At 73.0% G+C, this 22,865-nt stretch carries 23 protein-coding genes; 11 read left to right on the forward strand and 12 right to left on the reverse strand.

Annotation, left to right across the window (positions count from 1 at the left end; translation table 11 throughout):
* The first annotated feature begins 230 nt into the window (after positions 1 to 230).
* The gene (locus tag T328_RS09685) at positions 231 to 863 is read left to right on the forward strand and encodes an O-methyltransferase (protein ID WP_496495524.1); all 633 of its coding nucleotides are present in this window, start codon (positions 231 to 233) and stop codon (positions 861 to 863) included.
* Between the two features lie 142 nt (positions 864 to 1,005).
* Here T328_RS09685 and T328_RS09690 read toward each other — a convergent pair whose 3' ends face one another.
* Positions 1,006 to 1,173, reverse strand: a complete 168-nt coding sequence (locus T328_RS09690) for a DUF3117 domain-containing protein (RefSeq protein ID WP_018834979.1) — start codon at positions 1,171 to 1,173, stop codon at positions 1,006 to 1,008.
* Positions 1,174 to 1,516: 343 nt separating this feature from the next.
* Here T328_RS09690 and chcB point away from each other — a divergent pair, with 343 nt between their 5' ends.
* Positions 1,517 to 2,320 carry a 2-cyclohexenylcarbonyl CoA isomerase gene (chcB, locus tag T328_RS09695; RefSeq protein ID WP_496495525.1) on the forward strand — a complete coding sequence of 268 codons (804 nt, stop codon included), beginning with the start codon at positions 1,517 to 1,519 and terminating at the stop codon, positions 2,318 to 2,320.
* A 681-nt stretch (positions 2,321 to 3,001) separates the two neighbouring features.
* On the opposite strand, the gene T328_RS09700 is transcribed toward chcB, so the two are convergent.
* Both T328_RS09700 and T328_RS09705 read right to left on the reverse strand, forming a co-directional pair.
* Entirely contained in the window at positions 3,002 to 3,583 is a 582-nt protein-coding gene (locus T328_RS09700) for a DNA-3-methyladenine glycosylase I (RefSeq protein WP_496495526.1), read from the reverse strand.
* Positions 3,580 to 4,230 carry a DivIVA domain-containing protein gene (locus T328_RS09705; protein WP_496495527.1) on the reverse strand — a complete coding sequence of 217 codons (651 nt, stop codon included), beginning with the start codon at positions 4,228 to 4,230 and terminating at the stop codon, positions 3,580 to 3,582. Before T328_RS09705 ends, T328_RS09700 begins: the two co-directional genes overlap by 4 nt.
* Positions 4,231 to 4,438: 208 nt before the next feature.
* On the opposite strand from T328_RS09705, the gene folP reads away from it, so the two are divergent.
* On the forward strand, positions 4,439 to 5,299 hold the full coding sequence (folP, locus tag T328_RS09710; protein ID WP_496495528.1) for a dihydropteroate synthase: 861 nt from the start codon (positions 4,439 to 4,441) through the stop codon (positions 5,297 to 5,299).
* A 27-nt stretch (positions 5,300 to 5,326) separates the two neighbouring features.
* Here folP and T328_RS09715 read toward each other — a convergent pair whose 3' ends face one another.
* Entirely contained in the window at positions 5,327 to 6,067 is a 741-nt protein-coding gene (locus T328_RS09715) for an LOG family protein (RefSeq protein ID WP_496495529.1), read from the reverse strand.
* A 113-nt stretch (positions 6,068 to 6,180) separates the two neighbouring features.
* On the reverse strand, positions 6,181 to 7,254 hold the full coding sequence (dapE, locus tag T328_RS09720) for a succinyl-diaminopimelate desuccinylase (RefSeq protein WP_496495530.1): 1,074 nt from the start codon (positions 7,252 to 7,254) through the stop codon (positions 6,181 to 6,183).
* A 133-nt stretch (positions 7,255 to 7,387) separates the two neighbouring features.
* Here dapE and T328_RS09725 point away from each other — a divergent pair, with 133 nt between their 5' ends.
* Together T328_RS09725 and T328_RS09730 are read left to right on the forward strand one after the other, a co-directional pair.
* Positions 7,388 to 8,347 carry a VldE C-terminal domain-containing protein gene (locus tag T328_RS09725; protein ID WP_496495531.1) on the forward strand — a complete coding sequence of 320 codons (960 nt, stop codon included), beginning with the start codon at positions 7,388 to 7,390 and terminating at the stop codon, positions 8,345 to 8,347.
* Positions 8,348 to 8,644: 297 nt separating this feature from the next.
* A complete protein-coding gene (locus T328_RS09730; protein ID WP_496495532.1) occupies positions 8,645 to 9,013 on the forward strand; it encodes a hypothetical protein in 369 nt (122 codons plus the stop codon).
* Between the two features lie 177 nt (positions 9,014 to 9,190).
* Here T328_RS09730 and dapC read toward each other — a convergent pair whose 3' ends face one another.
* Both dapC and fdxA read right to left on the reverse strand, forming a co-directional pair.
* The gene (dapC, locus tag T328_RS09735) at positions 9,191 to 10,297 is read right to left on the reverse strand and encodes a succinyldiaminopimelate transaminase (protein WP_496495533.1); all 1,107 of its coding nucleotides are present in this window, start codon (positions 10,295 to 10,297) and stop codon (positions 9,191 to 9,193) included.
* Between the two features lie 121 nt (positions 10,298 to 10,418).
* Positions 10,419 to 10,745 carry a ferredoxin gene (fdxA, locus tag T328_RS09740; RefSeq protein WP_027754067.1) on the reverse strand — a complete coding sequence of 109 codons (327 nt, stop codon included), beginning with the start codon at positions 10,743 to 10,745 and terminating at the stop codon, positions 10,419 to 10,421.
* 111 nt (positions 10,746 to 10,856) lie between these two features.
* Between fdxA and T328_RS09745 the strand changes: the two genes are divergently transcribed.
* The gene (locus tag T328_RS09745; protein WP_496495534.1) at positions 10,857 to 11,903 is read left to right on the forward strand and encodes a GNAT family N-acetyltransferase; all 1,047 of its coding nucleotides are present in this window, start codon (positions 10,857 to 10,859) and stop codon (positions 11,901 to 11,903) included.
* 67 nt (positions 11,904 to 11,970) lie between these two features.
* Entirely contained in the window at positions 11,971 to 12,903 is a 933-nt protein-coding gene (locus T328_RS09750) for a transglutaminase family protein (RefSeq protein ID WP_496495535.1), read from the forward strand.
* A 124-nt stretch (positions 12,904 to 13,027) separates the two neighbouring features.
* On the opposite strand, the gene T328_RS09755 is transcribed toward T328_RS09750, so the two are convergent.
* The 5 genes from T328_RS09755 to T328_RS09775 all read right to left on the reverse strand — a co-directional run bounded on the left by T328_RS09755 (position 13,028) and on the right by T328_RS09775 (position 19,275).
* The gene (locus T328_RS09755; protein ID WP_496495536.1) at positions 13,028 to 14,164 is read right to left on the reverse strand and encodes an ABC transporter ATP-binding protein; all 1,137 of its coding nucleotides are present in this window, start codon (positions 14,162 to 14,164) and stop codon (positions 13,028 to 13,030) included.
* Positions 14,165 to 14,180: 16 nt separating this feature from the next.
* On the reverse strand, positions 14,181 to 15,242 hold the full coding sequence (locus T328_RS09760; protein ID WP_496495537.1) for an ABC transporter ATP-binding protein: 1,062 nt from the start codon (positions 15,240 to 15,242) through the stop codon (positions 14,181 to 14,183).
* A 10-nt stretch (positions 15,243 to 15,252) separates the two neighbouring features.
* Positions 15,253 to 16,230, reverse strand: a complete 978-nt coding sequence (locus T328_RS09765) for an ABC transporter permease (protein ID WP_496495538.1) — start codon at positions 16,228 to 16,230, stop codon at positions 15,253 to 15,255.
* A gap of 102 nt (positions 16,231 to 16,332) precedes the next feature.
* On the reverse strand, positions 16,333 to 18,072 hold the full coding sequence (locus T328_RS09770; RefSeq protein WP_496495539.1) for an ABC transporter substrate-binding protein: 1,740 nt from the start codon (positions 18,070 to 18,072) through the stop codon (positions 16,333 to 16,335).
* Positions 18,073 to 18,222: 150 nt separating this feature from the next.
* A complete protein-coding gene (locus T328_RS09775; RefSeq protein WP_496495540.1) occupies positions 18,223 to 19,275 on the reverse strand; it encodes an ABC transporter permease in 1,053 nt (350 codons plus the stop codon).
* A gap of 498 nt (positions 19,276 to 19,773) precedes the next feature.
* Here T328_RS09775 and T328_RS09780 point away from each other — a divergent pair, with 498 nt between their 5' ends.
* From T328_RS09780 to T328_RS09795, 4 genes are all read left to right on the forward strand, one after another.
* Positions 19,774 to 20,739, forward strand: a complete 966-nt coding sequence (locus tag T328_RS09780) for a hypothetical protein (RefSeq protein ID WP_496495541.1) — start codon at positions 19,774 to 19,776, stop codon at positions 20,737 to 20,739.
* A 209-nt stretch (positions 20,740 to 20,948) separates the two neighbouring features.
* The gene (locus T328_RS09785) at positions 20,949 to 21,143 is read left to right on the forward strand and encodes a hypothetical protein (protein WP_496495542.1); all 195 of its coding nucleotides are present in this window, start codon (positions 20,949 to 20,951) and stop codon (positions 21,141 to 21,143) included.
* A 52-nt stretch (positions 21,144 to 21,195) separates the two neighbouring features.
* A complete protein-coding gene (mshB, locus tag T328_RS09790) occupies positions 21,196 to 22,101 on the forward strand; it encodes an N-acetyl-1-D-myo-inositol-2-amino-2-deoxy-alpha-D-glucopyranoside deacetylase (protein WP_496495543.1) in 906 nt (301 codons plus the stop codon).
* The gene (locus T328_RS09795) at positions 22,098 to 22,760 is read left to right on the forward strand and encodes a DUF6113 family protein (RefSeq protein ID WP_496495544.1); all 663 of its coding nucleotides are present in this window, start codon (positions 22,098 to 22,100) and stop codon (positions 22,758 to 22,760) included. Before mshB ends, T328_RS09795 begins: the two co-directional genes overlap by 4 nt.
* The last annotated feature ends 105 nt before the right edge of the window (positions 22,761 to 22,865 follow it).

The raw sequence follows: 22,865 nt of genomic DNA on the forward strand, positions 1-22,865 counted from the left end.
TCCCCGCCGGCATCCTTACCTCGTCCGTATCACTTCCGTCTCCCCCAACGCACGGTCCGGCCAGGAGGTTCCCAGACGCAGCGGATACAGTCACGCTTGCGACGGATGCAGGTGCAGGTGCCAACGGGGAACAGGAGAAGGCGATTACCGGCAACCGGCTGGCGAGCTGGTCGTTCGCGGAGGCGTACGGCACGGACGGTGCCGCGGACGCCGACAGCGGCCGGGGCGGGGTGCCCCCGGGCGACCCGGCGGGGCCGACGCGTGCCCAGGGCTCGGCGACGGCGGCGCTGCACTGGGCCCGGCAGCGGGCGCTGGAGGCGGGGCTGCGCCAGGTGTCCGCGGGCGCCGGGGCCGCGCTGCGGCTGCTGGCGGCGACGGCGGGCGCGAAGGCGGTGGTCGAGATCGGCACCGGCACCGGGGTCTCCGGCATCCACCTGCTGCAGGGCATGCGTCCGGGCGGGGTGCTGACCACCGTGGACCCGGAGCCGGAGCGGCAGCAGTTCGCCCGTCAGGCGTTCCGGGCGGCGGGGTTCGCCGCGAACCGGGCGCGGATCATCGTCGGCCGGGCGCTGGACGTGCTGCCGCGGCTGGCGGACGGCTCGTACGACATGGTCTTCTGCGACGGCGACCCGTTGGAGTGCCTGGAGTACCTGGGCGAATCGTTGCGCCTGCTGCGCCCCGGGGGCGTCGTGTGCTTCGAGGGGGTCTTCGCCGACGGCCGCACGGTGGATTCGGCGGCGCAGCCCGACGAGGTGCAGAAACTGCGCGAGCTGCTGCGTTCGGTGAAGGAGAGCCCGGAGCTGATGCCCGCGCTGCTGCCGGTGGGGGACGGGCTGCTGTGCGCCGTCAAGCGCGAGGCGTGACGAAGCGTGACGGGGGCGCGCCGGGGGCGCGGCAGGGGCGCGGCGGAGGCGCGGCAGGGGCACGGCGGCGGGCCGGAGGACGATCCGCCCCGGCCACCGCGTGGCCGGGGCGCATACAGGGTTCTTCCGGACCTCGGTCCGACTAGCTGACGACCTTCTTCAGGGCGTCGCCGAGCGCGTCGGCTTCATCGGGGGTCAGCTCGACGACGAGCCGCCCGCCGCCTTCGAGCGGAACGCGCATGACGATGCCCCGCCCCTCCTTGGTCACCTCGAGCGGGCCGTCACCCGTCCGCGGCTTCATGGCCGCCATGCTCGTTCCCCTTCCTGAAACCAGCTCTTCGTTGAGAAGCTCTCGACGGCCCGTGGACAGGCTCGTCGACACCGGCATCGAACACAGTGCTTCTTGCCCATTATCCCGCATTGCCGGTCCTGATGACCAACATCGGTCCGCATACTCTCGACGACGTCCGACCCCAAAACCTCCCAATTCCCGCCAGAGGGATGCGATACTGCGCCCTTCCCGGCCAAGGCGTGCCGCGTTTCGATTTGACGCACGTCACATGTCGCGGAGCGTGGATCTCCGCCATGCTGACGGCACCGGACGAGACGCGGCACAGCCCCGGTGGCCGAAGGGGCGTAGCGAAGGGACGAACATGGCGGACACCGTGCTGTACGAGGTCGCCGACGGGCTCGCGACCGTCACCCTCAACCGCCCGGACGCGATGAACGCCCTCGACACCGGGACCAAGGCCGCCCTCCGCGACACGCTGCGGCGGGCCGCGGAGGACGACGCCGTACGGGCCGTACTGCTCACCGGCGCCGGGCGGGCGTTCTGCGTGGGGCAGGACCTCAAGGAGCACATCGGCACCCTCGCGGCGGCCCGGGCCGCGCGGCGTACGGACCACGCGATGGACACCGTCGCGGAGCACTACAACCCCATCGCCGCCACCCTCGCCGGGATGCCGAAGCCGGTGGTCGCGGGCGTGAACGGGGTCGCCGCCGGAGCCGGCGCGGGGTTCGCCTTCGCCGCCGACTACCGGGTGGTGGCCGACAGCGCGTCGTTCAACACCTCCTTCGCCGGCGTCGCGCTGACCGCGGACTCCGGCGTCTCCTGGACCCTCCCCCGCCTCGTCGGCCACGGCCGCGCCGCCGATCTGCTGCTCTTCCCGCGCCGGATCGGCGCGGACGAGGCGCTGGCGCTGGGCATCGCGAACGTCGTCGTACCGGCGGCAGACCTGGCCGCCGAGGCGGCGGCGGTGGCCCGCAGGCTCGCGGCGGGGCCGACGGGCGCGTACGCGGCGATCAAGGAGTCGCTGGCGTACGGCGCCGGGCACGGGCTGGCGGAGACGCTGGCGAAGGAGGCCGAACTGCAGTCCCGGGCGGGGGCGTCGGAGGACCACAGGATCGCGGTGGAGGCGTTCGTGGCGAAGGAGGAGCCGCGCTTCACGGGCCGCTAAGCCCTCGCCGGGCGGGCGACGCCGGGACGGTGCCCTCGCCGGGCGGGCGACGCCGGGACGGTGCCCTCGCCGGGCGGGCGACGCCGGGACCGGGCCCGCGCCGGCCGGGGCCGGCGCCCCGGGCGCCAGGGGGCGAACGACACGAGCGCGCACCGCGGACTCGCCGCCCGCGCCCCCGCCCGAGGGCGGATAGGCCGCCGCGCCCCGACGCCGCCCGCGACCGGCGCGAACCCGACACCCCGGCATCGACCGCGTACGAGACGTGCACGACCGCCGACGCCCCACCCGCCCCCGCCGGGACCCGCGCCGGGACCGGGCCCGCGCCGGCCGGGGCCGGCGCCCCGGCGCCGGGGGCGAACGACACGAGCGCGCACCGCGGACTCGCCGCCCACGCCCCCGCCGGAGGGCGGAGAGAGCGCCGCGCCCCGACGCCGCCCGCAGCCGACACGGACTCGACACCCGGCACCGACCCGCCCGCGGCGCCCGCGGCGCACGGCACCGGGACCGAGCCGCGCGCCGCTCACATGCGGTGCGCGGGCAATGCGTGGCCGTATCGCGGCCCCCGCGCGAGCACCCAGCCGGTCCGGACCCGCCATCGAGAAACCGCTGGGGCGGGCCCGCGGCCTCGCGCCGAGCGGAGGCGCGGCACCTGCGGAGGAGCCCGGCGTGCGGCCCGCAGGGTTACCGCGCGTGGCAGTCCGCGAGGTGGTCGTCGACCAGGCCGCACGCCTGCATCAGCGCGTACGCCGTCGTCGGCCCGACGAACCGCACGCCGCGCCGCTTCAGCTCCTTGGCCAGCGCCGTGGACTCCGGCGTCACGGCCGGCACGTCCGCGAGCGTGCGCGGCGCCGGGCGGCCGGCAGGGTCCGGGGCGTACGACCAGATCAGGGCGTCCAGCTCGCCCGGGTCCCAGGTGGCGAGCGTGCCGGCGTTGGCGAGCGTGGCCCGCACCTTCAGCCGGTTGCGGATGATGCCGGGGTCGGCAAGCAGCCGCTGCTCGTCCTCGGGGCCGAACTTCGCCACCGCGGCGATCTCGAAGCCGGCGAAGGCGGCCCGGAAGCCCTCGCGGCGGCGCAGGATCGTCAGCCAGGACAGCCCGGACTGGAACGCCTCCAGCGACAGCCGCTCGAAGAGCGCGTCGTCGCCGTGGACGGGCCGGCCCCACTCATCGTCGTGGTACGCGACGTAGTCCTCGGCGGACAGCCCCCACGGGCAGCGCAGCAGCCCGTCGGGCCCGGCCACGGCCCCGCCCGCGGCGCTCATACCCGCCCGTCCAGACCGCCGCGCGGGTCCGGCCCGCCGAGGTCGGGGCCGCCGGGATCAGGCCCGCCGAGGTCGAGCCCGCCCAGCTCCGGGCCACGCAGCCCCGGGCCACGCAGGTCCCCGCCGCCCAGGTCCCTGCCTCCGCGGTCCCCGCCGCCCAAGTCCATGCCGCCCAGTTCCCTGCCGCCCAAGCCCGTGCCGCCCAGGTCCGTACCGCCGTTGCTCCGGCCGCCCAGGTCCTGCCCGCCCCCGAAGCCCGGCCCCCGGTAGTCCGCGGGACCGGGCGGCGCGTCCTCGTACTCCTGGTATTCCTGGTACTCCGACACGCCCTGCCGCCCCCCGCGGTACGCCGCCGCGTGCGCACCCGCCAGCGCCGCCTCCAGCTCCGCGATGCGCGCGTCGCGCTCGGCCAGCTCCGCGGCGACGCGGTCCAGCGCGTCGTCCACGTCCTCCATGCGGTATCCGCGCAGCGCGACCGGCAGCCGCAGGCCGTCGATGTCGGCGCGGCCGATCGGGCGGTCGGCGGGCAGCGGGTCGTGGAACCGGTCGGGCTGCGGCTCGGTCAGTTCCTCCTCGCCGTTCCCCGCCAGCACGAGGGTGACCGCGGCGACGACCGCGACCATGGCGATGAGCATGAACCAGAACACGATGTCTCCCCGTGGACAGCCGGGGCGCCGCAAGGCCGCGCCCGGTACGCCGGGTGGCTGCGCCCCACCATAGCCGGGGCGTGTGACAGCCCCCAGGGCCCGCCTCGCGGACACCGGGCCCAGCGCGGCGCGCCCGTGCCGCGCCCCCGGGCTAAGGTCGCTGGAGGAGCCCGGGACCGCCGTCCCGGAGGGCGTCAGAGGAGGCAGCATGCTGCGACTGGGGTCGCGCGCTTTCGCCGCGCACGAGCCGGTGATCATGGCGATCGTCAACAGGACCCCGGACTCCTTCTACGACCAGGGCGCCACCTTCCGCGACGAGCCCGCGCTCACCCGCGTCGAGCAGGCCGTCGCCGAGGGCGCGGCGATCATCGACGTCGGCGGGGTGAAGGCCGGACCCGGCGACGAGGTGTCGGCCGCGGAGGAGGTGCACCGCACGGCGGGCTTCATCGCCGAGGTACGCCGCCGCCACCCGGACGTCGTGATCAGCGTCGACACCTGGCGCCACGAGGTCGCCGAGGCCGCCTGCGCGGCCGGCGCGGACCTGCTGAACGACGCCTGGGGCGGCGTCGACCCGCAGCTCCCCGAGGTCGCCGCCCGGCACGGCGCGGGGCTCGTGTGCACCCACGCGGGCGGCGTGCAGCCGCGCACGCGACCGCACCGCATCGCGTACGAGGACGTGATGGCCGACATCCTGCGGGTCACCCTCGGACTGGCGGAGCGGGCCGTGGAGCTGGGCGTACGCCGCGACGGGATCCTGATCGACCCGGGGCACGACTTCGGCAAGAGCACCCGGCACTCGCTGGAGGCCACCCGCCGGCTCGGGGAGATGACCGCGGCGGGCTGGCCGGTGCTCGTCTCGCTGTCGAACAAGGACTTCGTCGGCGAGACGCTGGACAAGCCGGTCAAGGAGCGGCTGGTCGGCACGCTCGCCACCACGGCGGTCTCGGCGTGGCTGGGGGCGCAGGTGTACCGGGTGCACGAGGTGGCCGAGACCCGGCAGGTGCTGGACATGGTGGCCGCCATCGCGGGCCACCGCCCGCCCGCGGTCGCGCGCCGCGGCCTCGCCTAGCGCCTCCGTACGACGCCGGGTGTACCTCTAGGGCGTCTCCTTCGTGACCAGTTCCACGGCCTCGGCCACCTCGTCCGTGATGTGGAACAGGTCGAGGTCCCGCTCCGCCGCCTTGCCCCCGTCGACGACGGTCTTGCGCAGCCAGTCGACGAGCCCGCCCCAGTACTCGCTGCCGAAGAGGACGATCGGGAACCGCGTCACCTTCTTCGTCTGCACCAGGGTCAGCGCCTCGAACAGCTCGTCCATCGTGCCGAAGCCGCCGGGGAGCACCACGAACCCCTGGGAGTACTTCACGAAACAGGTCTTGCGCACGAAGAAGTAACGGAAGTTCACGCCCAGGTCGACGTACCTGTTGAGCCCCTGCTCGAAGGGCAGCTCGATGCCCAGCCCGACGGACAGCCCGCCGGCCTCCAGCGCGCCCTTGTTCGCCGCCTCCATCACCCCGGGCCCGCCGCCGGTGATCACCCCGAAGCCGGCCTCCACCAGCCCCTTGCCGATCGCGACCCCGCGCGCGTACTCCTCGCCGTCCGGCGCCGTACGCGCCGAGCCGAAGACGCTGATCGCCGGCCCCACCTCGGCGAGCGCGCCGAACCCCTCGACGAACTCCGCCTGCATCCGCAGCACCCGCCACGGGTCCTCGTGCACGTACTCGGCAGCGCGCTCCCGGGTGTCGAGCAGGTGCTGGTCCATCGTCCCGCGCTGGATGCGGCTGCGGCGGCGGAGGACGGGGCCGAGCCGCTGCTCCCTGAAGTCGTCCCGGTTGCCCACACGCGCTCCCTTCCTCGTACGGCGATCTCCCGGCCAAGGCTAGGCGAAGCCGCCCGAAGCCACGTGAACCCCGGCAGAAACCACGGCGGAACAGCCGGTGACGGCCCTGCCGCTCACCCGGTGAGCCAGGCGCGCAGCCGTTCCTCGCAGTGGTGGATACGGGCCGTGTGCACGTGCTCGTCGCGCTTGTGCGCGAGGTTCGGGTCGCCCGGTCCGTAGTTCACCGCGGGCACGCCGAGGGCCGTGAAGCGGGCGACGTCCGTCCAGCCGTACTTCGGCCGCGGGGTGCCGCCGACGGCGGCGGTGAACGCGGCGGCGGCGGGGTGGGCGAGGCCGGGCAGGGCGCCCGGGGAGCTGTCCTCGACGGTGATCTCCGCGACGCCGCAGCCGTCGAAGTACGCGCGTACGAAGGTGATCGCGTCGTCCTCGGAGCGGTCCGGGGCGTAGCGGAAGTTGACGGTGACCTCGCAGACGTCCGGCACGACGTTGCCCGCGACGCCACCGGAGACGCGGACGGCGTTGAGGCCCTCGCGGTACTCCAGGCCGTCGATGACGGCGTGCCGCGGTTCGTACGCCGCGAGCCGGGCCAGCGCGGGGGCGGCGGCGTGGATGGCGTTGGCGCCGAGCCAGCCGCGCGCGGAGTGGGCGCGTTCGCCCTCAGTACGGAGAACGACGCGGAGCGTGCCCTGGCAGCCCCCCTCGATCTCGCCGTCGGACGGCTCCAGCAGCACGGCGAAGTCGCCGGCGAGCCAGTCGGGGTGGCGCTCGGCGAGGCGGCGCAGGCCGTTGCGGGAGGCGTCGACCTCCTCGTTGTCGTAGAAGACGAAGGTGAGGTCGCGGTTGGGGGCGGGCACGGTGGCGGCGATGCGCAGTTGGACGGCGACGCCGGCCTTCATGTCGGAGGTGCCGCAGCCCCAGAGGACGCCGTCCTCGTACGTGCCGTCGAGGCGGGAGGGCACGTTGTCGGCGAGGGGCACGGTGTCGATGTGCCCGGCGAGCACCACGCGCTCGGCGCGCCCCAGCCGGGTCCGGGCGACGACGGCGTCGCCGTCGCGGTCCACCTCCAGGTGCGCGAGCCGCCGCAGCGCGGCCTCGACCGCGTCCGCGAGGGGCTTCTCCGCGCCGCTGACGGAGGCCGTGTCGACGAGCTGGGCGGTGAGCCGTGCGGCATCGAGCATCAAGTCCATGCCGTCGACCCTACGGCGCGGCGCCGCACGCTCCCGCGCCCTCTGGGCCCCGTGCCGTACGGGCCCCGCCCGGTCCGCTCCCTCGTCCGCTCCCTCGTCCGCGGCTGTCCGCCGCGAACGCTACGGTGGGCGCGTGCCCGCCTCCGACGTCTTCCGCCGCCGCCTCCTCCGCACGCTCGTCGCGTTAGCGGTGCTCGGCGGCGTGGGCGCGTACCTGCTGGTCCACCTCAACACCGGCGGCGGGCCCGCGCCGCGCTGCGAGGTGCGCACCAGGGACGAGGACGAGCCGTACGAGCTGGATCCCGAACAGGCCGCCAACGCCGCGACGATAAGCGCCGTGGCGTCCTCCCGCCGGCTCCCCGAGCGCGCCGTGACCATCGCGCTGGCCACCGCCATGCAGGAGTCCGGGCTGCGCAACATCGAGTACGGCGACCGCGATTCGCTCGGGCTGTTCCAGCAACGCCCGTCCCAGGGCTGGGGCACGGAGGAGCAGATCCTCGACCCGGTGTACGCCAGCGGCGAGTTCTACGAGCACCTGGCGGAGATCCCCGGCTACTCGCGGCTCCCCCTCACCGAGGCCGCCCAGCGCGTCCAGCGCAGCGGCTTCCCGCAGGCGTACGCGAAGCACGAGCCCGCCGCCGCCCGGCTGTCCGCCGCGCTGACGGGCCGCGAGGGTGGCGCCTTCACCTGTACGACGGCGATGGGCGGCAGCCGCCCCGGCGACCCCGCGCTGCTGCGCAGGGAGCTGAGGCGGGAGTTCGGCGCCGACGTGCTGCCGGAGCCCGAGACCGGCGGGTCCGGCTCGTCCGGCGGCGGGACCGCGGGCGGGAGCCGGGGCGACGGCGGGCAGGTGCTCGTGCTGCCGACGGCCGCGGACGGCGGCGGCATCGCGGGCGGCAGCGCGGACGCGACCGGCCGCGGCTGGGAGCTGGCGCACTGGGCGGTGGCGCAGGCGCCGCGGCTGCGTATCGCGCAGGTGTCCTTCGCCGGCCGCGAGTGGCGGTCGGAGGACTCGGCGGACGGCTGGCGGGAGGTCGAGGGCGCCGGCGGGGCGGCGGGCGCGGCGTCGGTCCGTATCGTCACCGAGCCGTAGCGCACGCTCCTTCGCGCGAGGGAAGCCGGTCAACGCGAGTTGACCGCGGGACGGGATCCCGCACCCCTTCCCCGCTCCGATTCCACGATCCGACGAATCCCCGGTGAGCAGGGTTCTTGGCCCCTCCAGCGGCACGCCCGCCGACCCGCTTTGCCCGGTTTTCTGGTGAAGCAGATAATGCGACGCATTACCAACTCTTTACCTAGAACGGCCGCAACCTTCCGGCGCCTCGCGCGGTAGTCACGGCGTCCGCACGGCGGACACGACCTGTCAGTAACCCTCCGTCAAAGGAGCACCATGTCCCACCCCCTCAAGCGCCACCTCGCCCGGGTCGCACTCGTCGTCGCCGCGGGTGCCGCCCCGGTCGTCGGCGCCGCGGGTGCCGCAAGCGCCGTCGAGCTGCCGAGCACGAACGGCCTGAACCCGGCCAGCGCCCTGGAAACCGGCGCGCTGCCCGAGACCGCTTCCCAGACCGGCAGTGAGGTGCTCAACGCCGGCGCCGAGACCGTGACGCAGGTCGGCGAGGACGCCGGCCCGACCACCGAGAAGGCCCTGACCACCGTGCAGGAGACCACCGGCAGGACCGTCGAGCAGGGCAACAACGCGGTCGGCGGCGCCGCCGCGAACCTCCAGCCCGACCTGCCCAGCCCGGCGGGCCTCATCTGAGCCTGCCCGGCTGACCCACGAGGCCGCCGGTGGCCCGCGGAGCCGTCCTCCGCGGGCCCGGCGGCTCGTCTGCGCCGCGGCGGGACCGCCGGCGGCGTACGAGACGCGCCGGATCGCTCAACCCCGCAGCCGCGGCCTCAGACCCGCAGCCGCGGCCTCAGCCCTGCAGCCGCGGTCTCAGCCCCGCAGCGCCCCCAGCCGCTCCACGGCGGCGGCCACGCGCTCGTCCGTGGCCGTGAACGCCACCCGTACGAACCGCTCCCCCGCGGCCCCGTAGAACTCCCCGGGCGCCACCGCGATCCCCAGCTTCGCCAGCTCCGCGACCGTGTCCCAGCACGGCTCGTCCCGCGTCGCCCACAGATACAGCGACGCCTCGCTGTGCTCGATCCGGAAGCCCGCCCCCGTCAGCGCCCCGCGCAGCGCGGCCCGCCGACGGGCGTAGCGCTCGCGCTGCTCCGCCACGTGCCGCCGGTCGCCCAGCGCGGCGATCATGGCCTGCTGCACCGGCTTCGGCACCATCATCCCGGTGTGCCTGCGCACCGCGACCAGCTCGCGCACCACCGCCGCGTCGCCGCCGGCGAACCCCGCGCGGTAGCCGGCGAGGTTGGAGCGCTTCGACAGCGAGTGCACGGCGAGCAGTCCCTCGTACGAGCCCTCGCTGACCGACGGGTGCAGCACGGAGACCGGCTCGGTCTCCCAGCCCAGCTCCAGATAGCACTCGTCGGAGGCGACGAGCACGCCGTGCGCGCGCGCCCACGCGACCGCGCGGCGCAGCTCGGCCGCGTCCATCGTGCGCCCGGTGGGGTTGGACGGGGTGTTGAGCCAGAGGAGCCGCACCCGCGCCGGGTCGAGGTCCACGACCGGGTCGGCGTACGTCACGGGCTCCGCGCGCGCCGTCAGCGCCCCGATCTCGTACGTCGGATACGCCAGCTCCGGATACGCCACCTGGTCCCCCGGCTCCAGCCCCAGCAGCGTCGGCAGCCAGCCGACCAGCTCCTTGGTGCCGATCGCCGGCAGCACCGCGTCCGGCCCGACCGCGGCCCCGAGCCGCCGGCCGAACCAGCCGGCGATGGCCTCGCGCAGCTCCGGGGTGCCCCAGGCGAGCGGGTAGCCGGGGCTGTCGGCGGCGTCGGCGAGCGCGGCCCTGACCACCTCGGGAACGGGGTCGACGGGGGTGCCGACGGACAGGTCGACGATGCCGCCGGGATGGGCGGCGGCCGCGGTCTTGTAGGGCTCCAGCCGGTCCCAGGGGAAGACCGGCAGCCGGGAGGTGACGGGTCGCACTCTCACAGTCCTCAGTCGACGGGCGACGGGTGACGGGCGACGGCGACGCAACAGCCCCCGCCGATCAGCCCGGAGCCGATGGGCGGGGGCGATGCGTGCGTGTCGCCGTGGTTCTCGGGTGTTACTCGTCGTGCTCCTGCGGCGGCAGGGCCGCGACGATCGGGTGGTCCCGCTCGATCAGGCCGAGCTTCGAGGCGCCACCGGGCGATCCGAGGTCGTCGAAGAACTCGACGTTCACCTTGTAGTAGTCCTTCCACTCCTCCGGAGTATCGTCCTCGTAGAAGATCGCCTCCACAGGGCAGACCGGCTCGCAAGCACCGCAGTCGACGCACTCGTCCGGGTGGATGTACAAGAACCTCTGGCCCTCGTAGATGCAGTCGACGGGGCACTCCTCAATGCAGGCCTTGTCCTTGAGGTCCACACAAGGCTCTGCGATGACGTAGGTCACGCTGTCGTTCCTCCTCGATCAGGCTGGCGGCGCGGGAGCGCGGCGTGTCGATGCCCGCATCTAGTATCTCCGTTCCCGGGCACGGAGCGAACAAGAGGGGCGTGGAGAGCTGTGGAATTCACCACTGGGGCGCGGCTCGAAGTCCGTATCACCCCTGCTGACGTGGGAAAACGCGTTTCAGTTCGGCGACTGACAGATGCCTGCGAGGCAGCCGCGCGGTTTACGGACGCGGTCGGCGTGCTCACATCGTGGGACGCCGGGGAGCTTCGTCTCACGAGACGGAACGGCGAGGTCGTGCGGATCCCGGAGTCGGCCGTGGTGGCGGCGAAGGTCGTGCCGGCCGCGCCGGCCCGGCGCCGCGGCCCGGCGGCCTCGGCGGCGGAGCTGACGCGGGTCGCGGCGCGCGGGTGGCCGCCGGTGGAGAGCGAGCGGCTGGGCGACTGGACGCTGCGGGCCTCGGACGGCTTCACCAGCCGGGCCAACTCCGTGCTGCCGTCGGGCGACCCCGGGCTGCCGCTGGACGCGGCGCTGGCGCAGGTCACGCGGTGGTACGGGGCGCGGGGGCTGCCGGCGCTGGTGCAGGTCGCGACAGGTGCAGAGGGCGCAGAGGGCGCGGAGGGCACCGGGGAGGCGCTGGCGGCGGAGCTGGACGCGCGCGGCTGGACGGTGCGGCGGGCGGCGCTCATGCAGGTCGGCGAGCTGGCGCCGGTGGCGGACACGGGCGGCCCGGACGCGGGCGGCGGGGGCGGCGCAGACACGGGGCGGGTGGAGCTGTCCCGTACGGCGTCCGCGGCCTGGTTCTCGCTCTACAACCGGGCCGGGGAGCTGACGCCGGCGGCGCGGACGGTGCTGGAGGGCGGCCCGTCGGTGTGGTTCGCGACGGTCCCGGGGCCGGACGGCGCACCGGCGGCGATCGGGCGCTGCGTGGTCGACGGCCGCTGGGCGGGGTTCGCGGCGGTCGAGGTGGCCCCGGCGCACCGCCGCCGCGGGCTGGCCACGACGGTGATGGCCGCCCTGGCGGACCGGGCGCTGCAGGAGGGCGCCTCGGCGGCGTACCTCCAGGTGGAGCCGGACAACGCCCCGGCCCTGTCCCTCTACGCCGGCCTCGGCTTCACCACCCACCACGCCTACCACTACCGGTGTCACCCGACGGACTAAGCACCGGCGGCGGGGGGGTCTCCCGTTGCCCGGGACGTTGGGGGGCGGTGCGTCGCACAATGGAGGCATGAGTTTGCCCGGCGTCGGTCACCGGGCCCGGTTCGCGGAGGAGGCACGCGCGCCGCGGCCCGACCTCGCGCTGCTCTGCCTGCTCGTCGGCGCCGAGACCGGCCCCGGGCTCGACGAGGACGGCATCGACGCCGTGCAGATCGAGCTGGACGAGTTGGCCGGGCAGTTGCCGTACGCCCCCGGCGGGCCCCGCGCGTGGGCGCGGGCCGCCGCCGAGCTGCTCGGGGAGCGCTGCGGGTTCCACGGGACGCCCGGGGACTACCGCCTGCTGGAGTCGTCGCAGCTGCACGAGGTGCTGCGGCGCCGCCGCGGCCTGCCGATCATGCTCTCCGTGGTCTGGATGGAGGTCGCCCGCCGCGCCGGGGCCCCGGTGTACGGCGTGGCCCTCCCCGGACACTTCGTCGTCGGCTTCGGCCCACCCCCCACCGGCACGCCCGCCACCGGCAAGCCCGGCCCCTCCCGCGCCGCACCACCCCCCGCCCGCCCCGGCGACCCCGGCGACCCCGCCGCGCCCGCCGCGGGCGACCCCGTGCTGGCCGACCCCTTCGACGGCGGCCGGCTCCTCTCCCTCGCCGACGCCGAGTCGCTGGCCGCCGGGGCCGGCGGCGGCGAGCCGCTGTCGCCCGCGCTGCTCAAGCCCGCCGACCCGCTGGACATCGTGCTGCGCATCCTCAACAACATCCGCGCCTGGGCCGCCCCGCGGCCCGAACAGTCCGGCGTCCAGCTCGCGGCCGTCGAACTCTCGCTCCTGCTGCCCAGCCACCCCGCCCGGCTGCGCCACGAGCGGGCACAACTGCTCATCGCCCGCGGCGACTTCGTCACCGGGGCGGCCGAGCTGGAGGAGTACGCCGCGGTGATAGCGGCGATGGAGCCGCAGGCCGCCGAAACCCTGCGCCGCGAGGCCCGCGCGGCCCGCGCCCGCCTCAACTGACCGGGCCCGCCTCAACCGGCCGCGCCCGGGCCGCGCCCGGGCCCGAACCGACGACGCGGGGACCGCCACCGGGCAACAGCCCCGGCACCGGCCCCCGCGCCCCTGCGCGACGTACGCCCCGCCGCTACTCCTTCACCGGAGACGCGCCCGGGATGTCCTCCAGCGCCGCCAGCGCCTTGTCCATGATGACCACTTCCTCGCGCTCCACCGTCGGCTCCTCCGGGAAGTGGCACGCCGTCAGGTGCCCGCCCCGGTTCCCGCCGATCTGCACCAGCGGGGGCTCCTTCTCCGCGCACAGGTCCTGCGCCTTCCAGCACCGCGTGCGGAACCGGCACCCCGACGGCGGGTTGATCGGCGACGGCACGTCGCCCGCCAGCCGGATGCGCTCCCGCGGCGCCGCGTCCTCGTCCTCCGAGAGGTTCGCCTCCGGGACGGCGGAGAGCAGGGCGTGGGTGTACGGGTGCCGCGGCCGGGTGTAGATGTCGTCCCGGTCGCCCGTCTCGACGATCTTCCCGAGGTACATGACCGCGACGCGCTGCGAGAAGTGCCGGACGATCGCCAGGTCGTGCGCGATGAACAGGAACGCGATGCCCATCTCCCGCTGCAGATCCTGCAGCAGGTTGACGACCTGCGCCTGGATCGACACGTCCAGCGCCGAGACCGGCTCGTCCGCCACGATCAGCTTCGGCCCCAGCGCCAGCGCCCGCGCCACCCCGATGCGCTGCCGCTGGCCGCCGGAGAACTCGTGCGGGAAGCGGTTGTAGTGCTCGGGGTTGAGGCCGACGGTCTCCAGCAGCTCGCGGACCCGCTTCTCCCGGCCGCCGGGCGGGTTGATCCCGTTGACCTCCATCGGGCTGCTGATGATGGTGCCGACGGTCTGCCGCGGGTTCAGCGACGAGTACGGGTCCTGGAAGATCATCTGGATCTCGGACCGGATCGGCGCCAGCTGCTTGCGCTTGGCGTACGTGATGTCCTGGCCGCGGTACGTGATCTTGCCGCCGGTCGGCTCCAGCAGCCGCGTGAGCAGCCGCCCGGTCGTCGACTTGCCGCAGCCGGACTCGCCGACCAGGCCCAGGCTCTCGGCCGCACGCACCTCCAGGTCGACGCCGTCGACCGCCTGCACCGCGCCGACCCGCCGCTTGATCGGGAAGCCGCCCATGATCGGGAAGTGCTTCGTGAGCCCTTCGACGGTGAGCAGCTCCTCGCCCGCCGCTGTCGGGGTGTCGTCCCGGGGGCCGGGGAGGGTGAGTTCTTCGCTCATGGTGGTCAGTCTCTCCCTAGCCCAGCCGGGGCTTGATCTGCTCGATGAAGATGTCCTGCTTCTGCCCGGCGCTCAGGTGGCAGGCGGCCCCGCGGCCGTCGGGCAGCTCCGGCCGGTCCGTACGGCAGGCGGTACCGCCCACCTCCTGGACGAAGCCGCACCGCGGGTGGAACGGGCAGCCCGGCGGCGGGCTCAGCAGGCTGGGCGGGGTGCCCTTGATCGGCGTGAGCGGGACGTTCACGTCCGAGGAGAGCCGCGGCATGCTGCTCAGCAGGCCCCAGGTGTACGGGTGCTCCGGCTTGCGCAGCACCTCGCGCGTGGTGCCCCGCTCCACGGCGCGCCCCGCGTACATCACCAGGATGTCGTCCGCGACGTTGGCGATGACGCCGAGGTCGTGGGTGATGAAGACGATCGCGGAGCCGAACTCGTCCTGCAGGTTCCTGAGCAGGTCGAGGATCTGCGCCTGCACGGTCACGTCGAGCGCGGTGGTCGGTTCGTCGGCGATCAGCAGGTCGGGGTTGCAGACCAGCGCCATCGCGATCATGGCGCGCTGCCGCATGCCGCCGGAGAACTGGTGCGGGTAGTCGTCCGCACGCAGCTTGGCGTTGGGGATGCCGACCTTGTCCAGCATCTCCACGGCCCGCTGGTGCGCCTCGCGCTTGGAGACGCCCATGTGCTTGCGGTACGGCTCGGCGATCTGCCGGCCGACCGTGTAGAAGGGCGAGAGCGCGGTCAGCGGATCCTGGAAGATCATCGCCATCTTGTTGCCGCGCAGCTTCTCCAGCTTGCGCTCGGGCGCGCCGATCAGCTCCTCGCCGTCGAGGCTGATGGAGCCCTCGATGTTGGTGAACATCTGGTTGTGCAGGCCCAGCACGGTCAGGTTGGTGACCGACTTGCCGGAACCGGACTCGCCGACGATGCCCAGGGTCTTGCCGCGCTCGACGTCGAAGGAGAGACCGTCGACGGCCTTGACGACGCCGTCCTCGGTGGTGAACTGCACGCGCAGGTCCTGCACCGAGAGGAAGGCACCGCCCGCGGACGGAGCGGAACCTTCCGATTCCTTGGTCAGGGTGGTCACTGCTCTTCTCCTAGGACAGACGGATGCGCGGGTCGATGAAGGCGTACGCCGCATCGACGATGACGTTCATCAGGATGATCATGGTGGACGAGAACAGCAGCACGCCCATGAGCACCGGCAGGTCCGCCCTGAACACGGACGCGATGGAGAGCTGGCCGAGGCCCGGCAGCGAGAAGGTGAACTCGGTGATGATCGCCCCGCCGAGCAGGGTACCGAGGTCGATGCCGAAGATCGTGACGACCGGGATCAGGGCGCCGCGCCAGGCGTAGCGGAAGAAGACCGTGCCTGACGACATGCCCTTGGCCTTGGCCGTTCTGACGTGTTCCTCCTGCAACTGCTCGATCATCGTGGACCGCACCATACGGGTGTAGTTCGACGCGAAGATCGTGGAGAGCACCGCCCAGGGGAGAATCAGTCCGACCGCCCATTTCCACGGGTTCTCGGTGAAGGCGTTGTACGCCGGGTCGCCGAAGAGTCCGGTGCTGTACACCAGCGCCCACAGCACGAGCGGGCCGATGAAGTAGATCTGTAGCGAGCCGATGACCAGCGAGCTGCCGCTGACGAACTTGTCGAGCGCCGTGCCGCGCCGCCAGGCGGCGACCATGCCGGCGCCGACTCCGAAGAAGAGGAACACGACGGCCGCGCCGATGGTGAGCGACAGCGTGGTGGGGAAGCGGTCCTGGATGAGGGTGAGGACGTTCTCGTCGTGCACGAACGAGCGGCCGAGGCAGGGCGCCGGGCACTCGCCCGTCGGGTAGGAACGGCCGGCGAAGATGCCGGAGAGGAAGTTCCAGTACTGCACCGGGACGGGATCGTCGAGGCCGAGGGACCTGCGGATCAGCTCCAGGTTTTCCGGCGTGCACTTCTCGCCGCAGGAGATGCGGGCGGGGTCACGCGGAACGGCGAAGAACAGGAAGAAACAGACCGCGCTGAGGATCAGCAGGATGATCAATGCGCCGATTGTCCGGCGAATCAGGAAACGAAGCATGACTGTGGGCTGCTTTCGAAGGACAAAGCGGCGACGTGGACTGAAGGGTGGGTGCGCGGGGGCCCGCCGATCGGGCGGGCGCCCCGCGCACCGGAGGTGGTGCTACTGCTTCAGGTAGAGCTTCCGCGGGTCGATGTCACCGATGACGTCGTCGTACTGGACGCCGCCGATGTTCGATCCGTAGAGCTGGATCTGCTTGTAGTACGTCATGGGGATGTTGGAGATGAGGTCCTCCACCACGTACTGGGAGAGGGTGTTCCACTCCTTGGCCGCCTCGGCCGGGTCCGCGATCTTCTGGATCCGGTCGATCTCGGAGTTGATGTGGTCGTCGTTGGTGTGCGAGTAGTTCGACGAACCGTCCTGGATCTGCCGGCCGTCGTACAGCGGCGGGACCACGGTGCTGGCCGACGGCCAGTCGGCGCCCCACGCGCTCACGTACATGTCGAACTCGTTGTCCACGACGCCGATCTCGTCGTAGTACGTCTCGGCCGAGATCTCCTTGCGCTGGACGTCGAAGCCCGCTTCCTCCAGGGTCTTCTCCATCGTGGGCGAGTAGTTCTGGCCCTCGGGGGTGTTGATGTAGCCCCAGGTGATCTTGTACCCGGTCTCGCCGGCCTCTTCGAGGATCTTCTTGGCCGCGGCCGGGTCGCCCAGCGGCTTCTTCAGCTTGCCGAAGGGGTCGAAGCCCTCCTCGTAGCCGGAGACGGTCGGGCTGATCAGGCCGCCGGCCAGCTCCTGGCCCTGCGGGCCGCCGAACGCCTGCTGGTAGGGCTGGATGGGCAGCGCGTACGCGATGGCCTCGCGGACCTTCTTGTTCTTCACCCGGTCCATGTTGATGGCCATCTGGGCGACGTACGGCTGGTAGCCGTTGACCGAGCGCTTCTGGGCGTCGGGGTCCTTGTTCAGCTTCGGCAGCGTGGCGGCGTCCACGTTGTTGGTGAAGCTGACCGAGTTCTTGTTCTCACCCTGGTCGGCCATCAGCCGCTCGGCCGAGGTCTCGAACTGGATGTTGAACGTGATCTCGTACTTGTCCGGGTAGGCGTTCCGCGTCGCGTCGGTCGCCGGGTCCCAGTGCTCGTTCTTGACCAGCGTCATCGACTTGCCGGTCTTGAAGGACTCGATCTTGTACGGGCCCGCGGTCATCGGGGCCTTGTCGTACTTCTCCTGGGTGTCCTTCGCCTCGGAGACCATCGAGTAGCCCGACATCGCCAGGGCGTACGGGAGGTCCGGCTTCGGCTCCTTGAACTTGAAGACGATGGTCTTGTCGTCCGGCGTCTCCAGGACGGAGTCCGGCAGGTGGTCGCCCTTGTACGGGCCGTCGGGCAGCAGCTTGCGGTAGTCGGTGCCGGGCTCGTTGGACAGCCACTGCTGGATGTAGACCGGACCGTCGTTGATGAACTCGGCGAACTGCCGCTCGAAGGTGTGCCGGACGTCCTTGGACGTGATGTCCGTGCCGTCGGCCCACTTGATGTTGTCCTTGAGCGTGTACGTCCAGGTGCGGCCGCCGTCGGAAGGCGTGCCGCTGTCCGTGGCGAGGTCGCCGACGAGGGTCTGCTTGCCGTCGAAGTCGGCCTTGTAGCCGGTCAGCCCGCGGTGGATCAGCCGCGCCAGGGCGCCCTCGTCCGAGACGTATATCTGACCCGGGTCGAGGTGCGCGTAGCTGTCGCGCTGCATGACGGGGATCGTGCCGCCCTCCTGGGCGCCCTTCACCTCGGGAGCGGGGCCGGTGGACGCCTTGGCGTCACCGAACGGGATCTGCGCCTGCTGCTCCGCCGCCTTCTTCTTGTCGTCCTGGTTGGCGTCGGTGTTCTCCGAGCCGCTGCTGCAACCGCTCAGGGCCAAGGCCCCCGCTGCGAGCGCCGCCACCACGGCGTGCGATCTGCGTGCACCCCTGATTCTCACTGTCTAACCACCCTGTCTGTCGGTCTTGACTTGCTGTGTGCGTGTTCACCCGTTGCCACGGCCGGTCGCACCCTGGCGGCGGTACGAACGTCAGCGCGCGGCCTTCGGATCGAACGCGTCGCGGACGGAGTCCCCCAGCAGGTTGAAGGCGACCACGAAGATCACCATGGCGATGCCGGGGAAGAACATGAACGTGGGAACGGTCTCGGACACGTCCGCGGCCCGGGAGAACATCAGACCCCAGTCCGGGGTCGGGTTCACCAGGCCGACGCCGAGGAACGACAGTCCCGCGGCGCTCGTCACGACGAGCGGCAGCTCGAAGGTTCCCTGCACGAGAATGGGTGTGACGAGGTTCGGCAGCATCTCCTTGCGGATGATTCGCCAGTTCGACGCCCCGCTCACCTTGGCGGCCTCGACGAACTCGCGCTCCCGCATCGACAGCGCAACACCGCGCACGATGCGCGCCATGCGCATCCAGTTCAGCGCCGCGAGCACGCCGATCAGCACCGCGACCCGCAACCAGGTCGGCGTCGCGTCCTCGGGAGCGACGAACATCGCGGTGATGACGGGCATGAACGCCACGAAGAACAGCTGGCTCGGGAACGCCATCATCAGGTCGGTGAAGCGGCCGATCAGCGTGTCGGTGCGACCGCCGGTGAAGCCGGCGGCCACGCCCAGCAGGACGCCGACGGTGACGGTGAGGAGCGTCACCGCGACGGCGATGGCCAGCGAGGTCCGGATGCTGTAGATCAGCAGCGTGAAGACGTCCCGGCCGAGGATGGGCTCCAGGCCGAACCAGAACTCGCCGCTGATACCGCCGTTGGGCTTGATCGGGTAGCCGAGAGGGTCGAACAGCTCGGGCTTGCCGGTGGCCGAGTTGTACAGCGTGTACGGCGACTTCCCGTACAGCTTCGAGATCAGCGGGGCGCAGATCGCGATCAGCACGAAGAAGCCGACGACATACGCGGATATAACGCCCGCGCGGTCGCGCTTGAAGCGCTGCCACATCAGCTGGCCAGGGGACTTGCCGATGTGCTCGGCGGATTGCTGCCCCTCTGGGCCGGCCGCGCCCCGCTCCAGCCGTGCGGGGTCGTACGGAGTGCCCTGGGGCCCCTCCGCAGTGGCCGGGACCGTACTGTCCATAGGTTTGAGCTCCCGAACCGCGTATGCCGCAGCGCCCGTGCACGCTGCGGTGGTTGACCGGACTTTCGCAATCGATTCATCCCCCAGTCAAGGGGGTGGCGGGGTAAGGCGAGGTGCGGTATCGCTTCTTGAGCGTATGTTTTGCAGATTGAGGTCCCTACGTGCTTGACAAGCCGCCTTAGTGACCGACATGACCGATAAATCGCCCCGAAGGTCGTTAACACGTCGGCAACCCACCTGTCGTATCACCGATATACGAACGCGTCACTCTGGGGAGCGTACGGCCGTGCGGGTGCCGTCACCCGGCCGGGCCCGGCCTTCACGCCGGCCCGGCCGGATCCGGCCCACCGTCCGCCGCCCGTCCGCCGCCGTCCGACCGGTCGTGCCGAGAGTGTTGTCCGGCGGTGCGGAGAGGTGTAGACCTGGGTGCCAGTGGGCCCACAAGGCACACGGTTGCGTATCGGGGGTCGGCCGGCGATGGAACAAGGACACATACTGGTGCGCGGTGCACGCGTCTTCGGTGCCGTGTGCTGCGCGCTCCTCGCCCTGCTCTCGCTCGTGTGGATCGGCCGGGACGTGGACGTCTCGGCGAGCCTGCCCGACCTGTGGTGGTTCTGGGCGGGCACCCCCGAGTCCGCTCCCGAAAGCCCCTGGGGCACCTCTCTGTACGACCCCGTCCTCGTCGGCGTCTACGCCGTCGCCGGCGTGACCGCCCTGCACTCCGCCGCCGCCGCCGGCGCGCTCGGCGCGGCCGGCGCGGCCACGATCCTGCTGCGCGCCCCCGCGCTGTGGACGCTGACGGCCGACTGGATGCAGGGCGTCGACCAGGACCTGCGCAACCGCGCGCTGCTCTCCGCCGGCGCCGCCGTCACCCTCGGCGCGGTGCTGCTCATCTCCGTCGCCGCCGGCCGCCGGCCGGTGGACTCCGCAGGCGCCGGCTACCTCCTGTCCGACGAGCAGCCGCCGCACCGGCCCTCCCGCGGCGCCGCGGGAACCGGTCTCGTCTTCCTCGCCGTCGCCGCGCTGGCGTTCGCGGCGTGGGAGCTGCGCGTCGCCACGGTCGACGGCTGGAGCGCGTACGGCGACCGGCTCACCGGCGAGGGCACCACGTACGCGCTGCTGATGCCCCCGGCCGCGTACGGCAAGTGGGCGGTCGCCGCCTTCTGCTTCGTCGCCGCCGTGGCCGCCGCCAAACGGGCCGCGCTCGCCCGCCCGCTGGGCATGACCGCGGGCGCGCTCGTCCTGGGCTGGGGCGCCGCCGACACCTCCCGGTACCTGAAGGCCGAGGTCTTCGAGAACTTCGGCGACCTGGCCACGGAGTACCAGTTGCGGGCCGTCACCGGGATCGGGCTGCTCCTCGCCGGCTTCGTCATCCTGTTCGCGCTCGCCGGCCGCGGCGAGCGCGACCCCATGGCGGAGCCGCTCTCCCGCTGGCAGGAGCCCTCCTCCCCGCCCCCCTGGTGACCGCCGGGCGGACCCCCGCGTCGCCCTCTCCGCCACCCGCCGCGACGGCCCCGTCAGCGCCCCGCGGCGGCCCGGCGCGTGCGACCCCTCCATGCGCCGGTGCGCCGAACGATGCACGGGCACCGATAGTTATGATGCGTGCGCGCGGCGGGCATGCATCTCGTGGCCCGTCAGATGACCCGACCACAGGTCCCGGGAGGTGAGCCGCTGTGGCTCTGTCGATCTCGCTAGTGCTACTGCTCGCGATCATCGTCTACCTGCTCATCAAGAAGAGCGGCCTCAAAGGCGGGCACGCAGTGGTGTGCATACTGCTGGGCTTCTACCTCGCGAGTTCGTCGATGGCGCCGACCATCGACGACGTGACACAGAACGTCGCGGACATGATCGAGAGCATCGAGTTCTGACCTCCGCACACGTGCCCCGGGACCTCCCGTCCCCTCGTCTAGGCTTCCCTCCATGAGCAGGGAGCTTCCGCCGCGCAGGCTGCTGCTGGTGCATGCGCATCCGGACGACGAGACGATCACCACCGGCGCCACCATGGCGCGGTACGCCGCCGAGGGCGCCCTCGTCACGCTGGTGACGTGCACCCTGGGGGAGGAAGGCGAGATCATCCCGCCCTCGCTCGCCCGGCTGGGACCCGGGCGGGAGGACCGGCTCGGCCCGTACCGGGCCGGTGAACTCGCCGCCGCCATGCGGGCGCTGGGCGTCACCGACCACCGCTTCCTCGGCGGCCCCGGGCGCTTCCGCGACTCGGGCATGAGCGGCCTCGACACGAACGGCCGCCCCGGCACGTTCTGGTCCGCCGACGTCGACGAGGCGGCGGGACTGCTGGTGCCGGTGATCCGCGAGGTACGGCCCCAGGTGCTGGTCACGTACGACCCGGACGGCGGCTACGGCCATCCCGACCACATCCAGGCCCACCGCGTCGCGACGCGCGCCGCGGAGCTGGCCGCGGACGCCTCGTACCGCGCGCCCGGCGAGGACGCCGCCGAACCGTGGGCGGTGGCCCGCATCTACTGGACCTGCGTCGCGCGCACCGCGGCGGAGAAGGGCCTCGCCGAGCTGGCCGCGGCCGGCCGCCCCTTCGCCGCCCCGGCGACCCTCGCGGACCTGCCGGGCGTCGTCGACGACGACGAGGTCACGGCGGCCGTGGACGGCGGCGCGTACGCGGCGGCGAAGGCCCGCGCGCTGACGGCGCACGCGACGCAGATCACCGTCGCCGACGGCTTCTTCGCCCTCTCCAACGGCCTGGGCCAGCCGATTCTGACCACGGAGCACTTCCGGCTCGCCGGCGGCGCGGATGCCGCCCGGCACGGTCCGGGGTCCCCGGAGACCGACTTGTTCGCGGAGGTGACGGCGTGAGCGCCAAGAAGCGGGCCGTACGCCCCAAGTCCGCCGCGCGCGGCGGGAACGGGGGCTCGCGCGGCGGGAAGGCGGGCGGAGGGAAGGCGAGCGGAGGGAAGGCGAGCGGAGGCAACGGCGCCGGAGGCAACCGCGGCGCGGGCCACGGCGGCTCGGGCAACGGCGCCGGGGGCAACCGCGGCGGGGGCGCGGGGAAGCGGAGCCGGGCCGGCGCCGCCACGACGAGCCCACCCGCGCGCCGCCCCGCCGCCCCGTACCCCGGCAGCGCCCTCGCGCAGCCCGTGACGCTCGGGCGCGTCCTCGCGTACCTGGCCGCCGTGCTGCTCGGCGCCCTCGTGGGGGCCGCCGGGTCGCTCGTCCAGGCGGCCTGGTCGCCGGGCGGGATGCTGCTCGCCCTCGCCGCCGTCGGCGCCCTCTGCTACGGCGCCGGGGTGGCCATCGACGGACGCGGCGGGGGTAGCGGGGGCGTCGCCGCGGGCGGCGGCTGGCTGCTCGCGGTGATCGCCATGTCGCTCAACCGCCCCGAGGGCGACTTCGTCTTCGTCTCCGGGCTCGGGCCACAGCTCTTCATCTTCGGCGGGTTGCTGATCGCTGTGATGTGCACCACCCTGCCGCGGCTCGTCTCGACGGACGACGCGCCGTCCCGACTCCCGGAGTGACGTGCTCTGTTGGACGTCGACGGCCGCCAACTACGCCTTCGCGCGGGTGGCCGAATGCGGTTACCGGGCGTCGGTGTCGGAGCGGACAAGTATGGTGGTGCGCGC

This window comes from Streptomyces sp. CNX435, assembly GCF_059570575.1.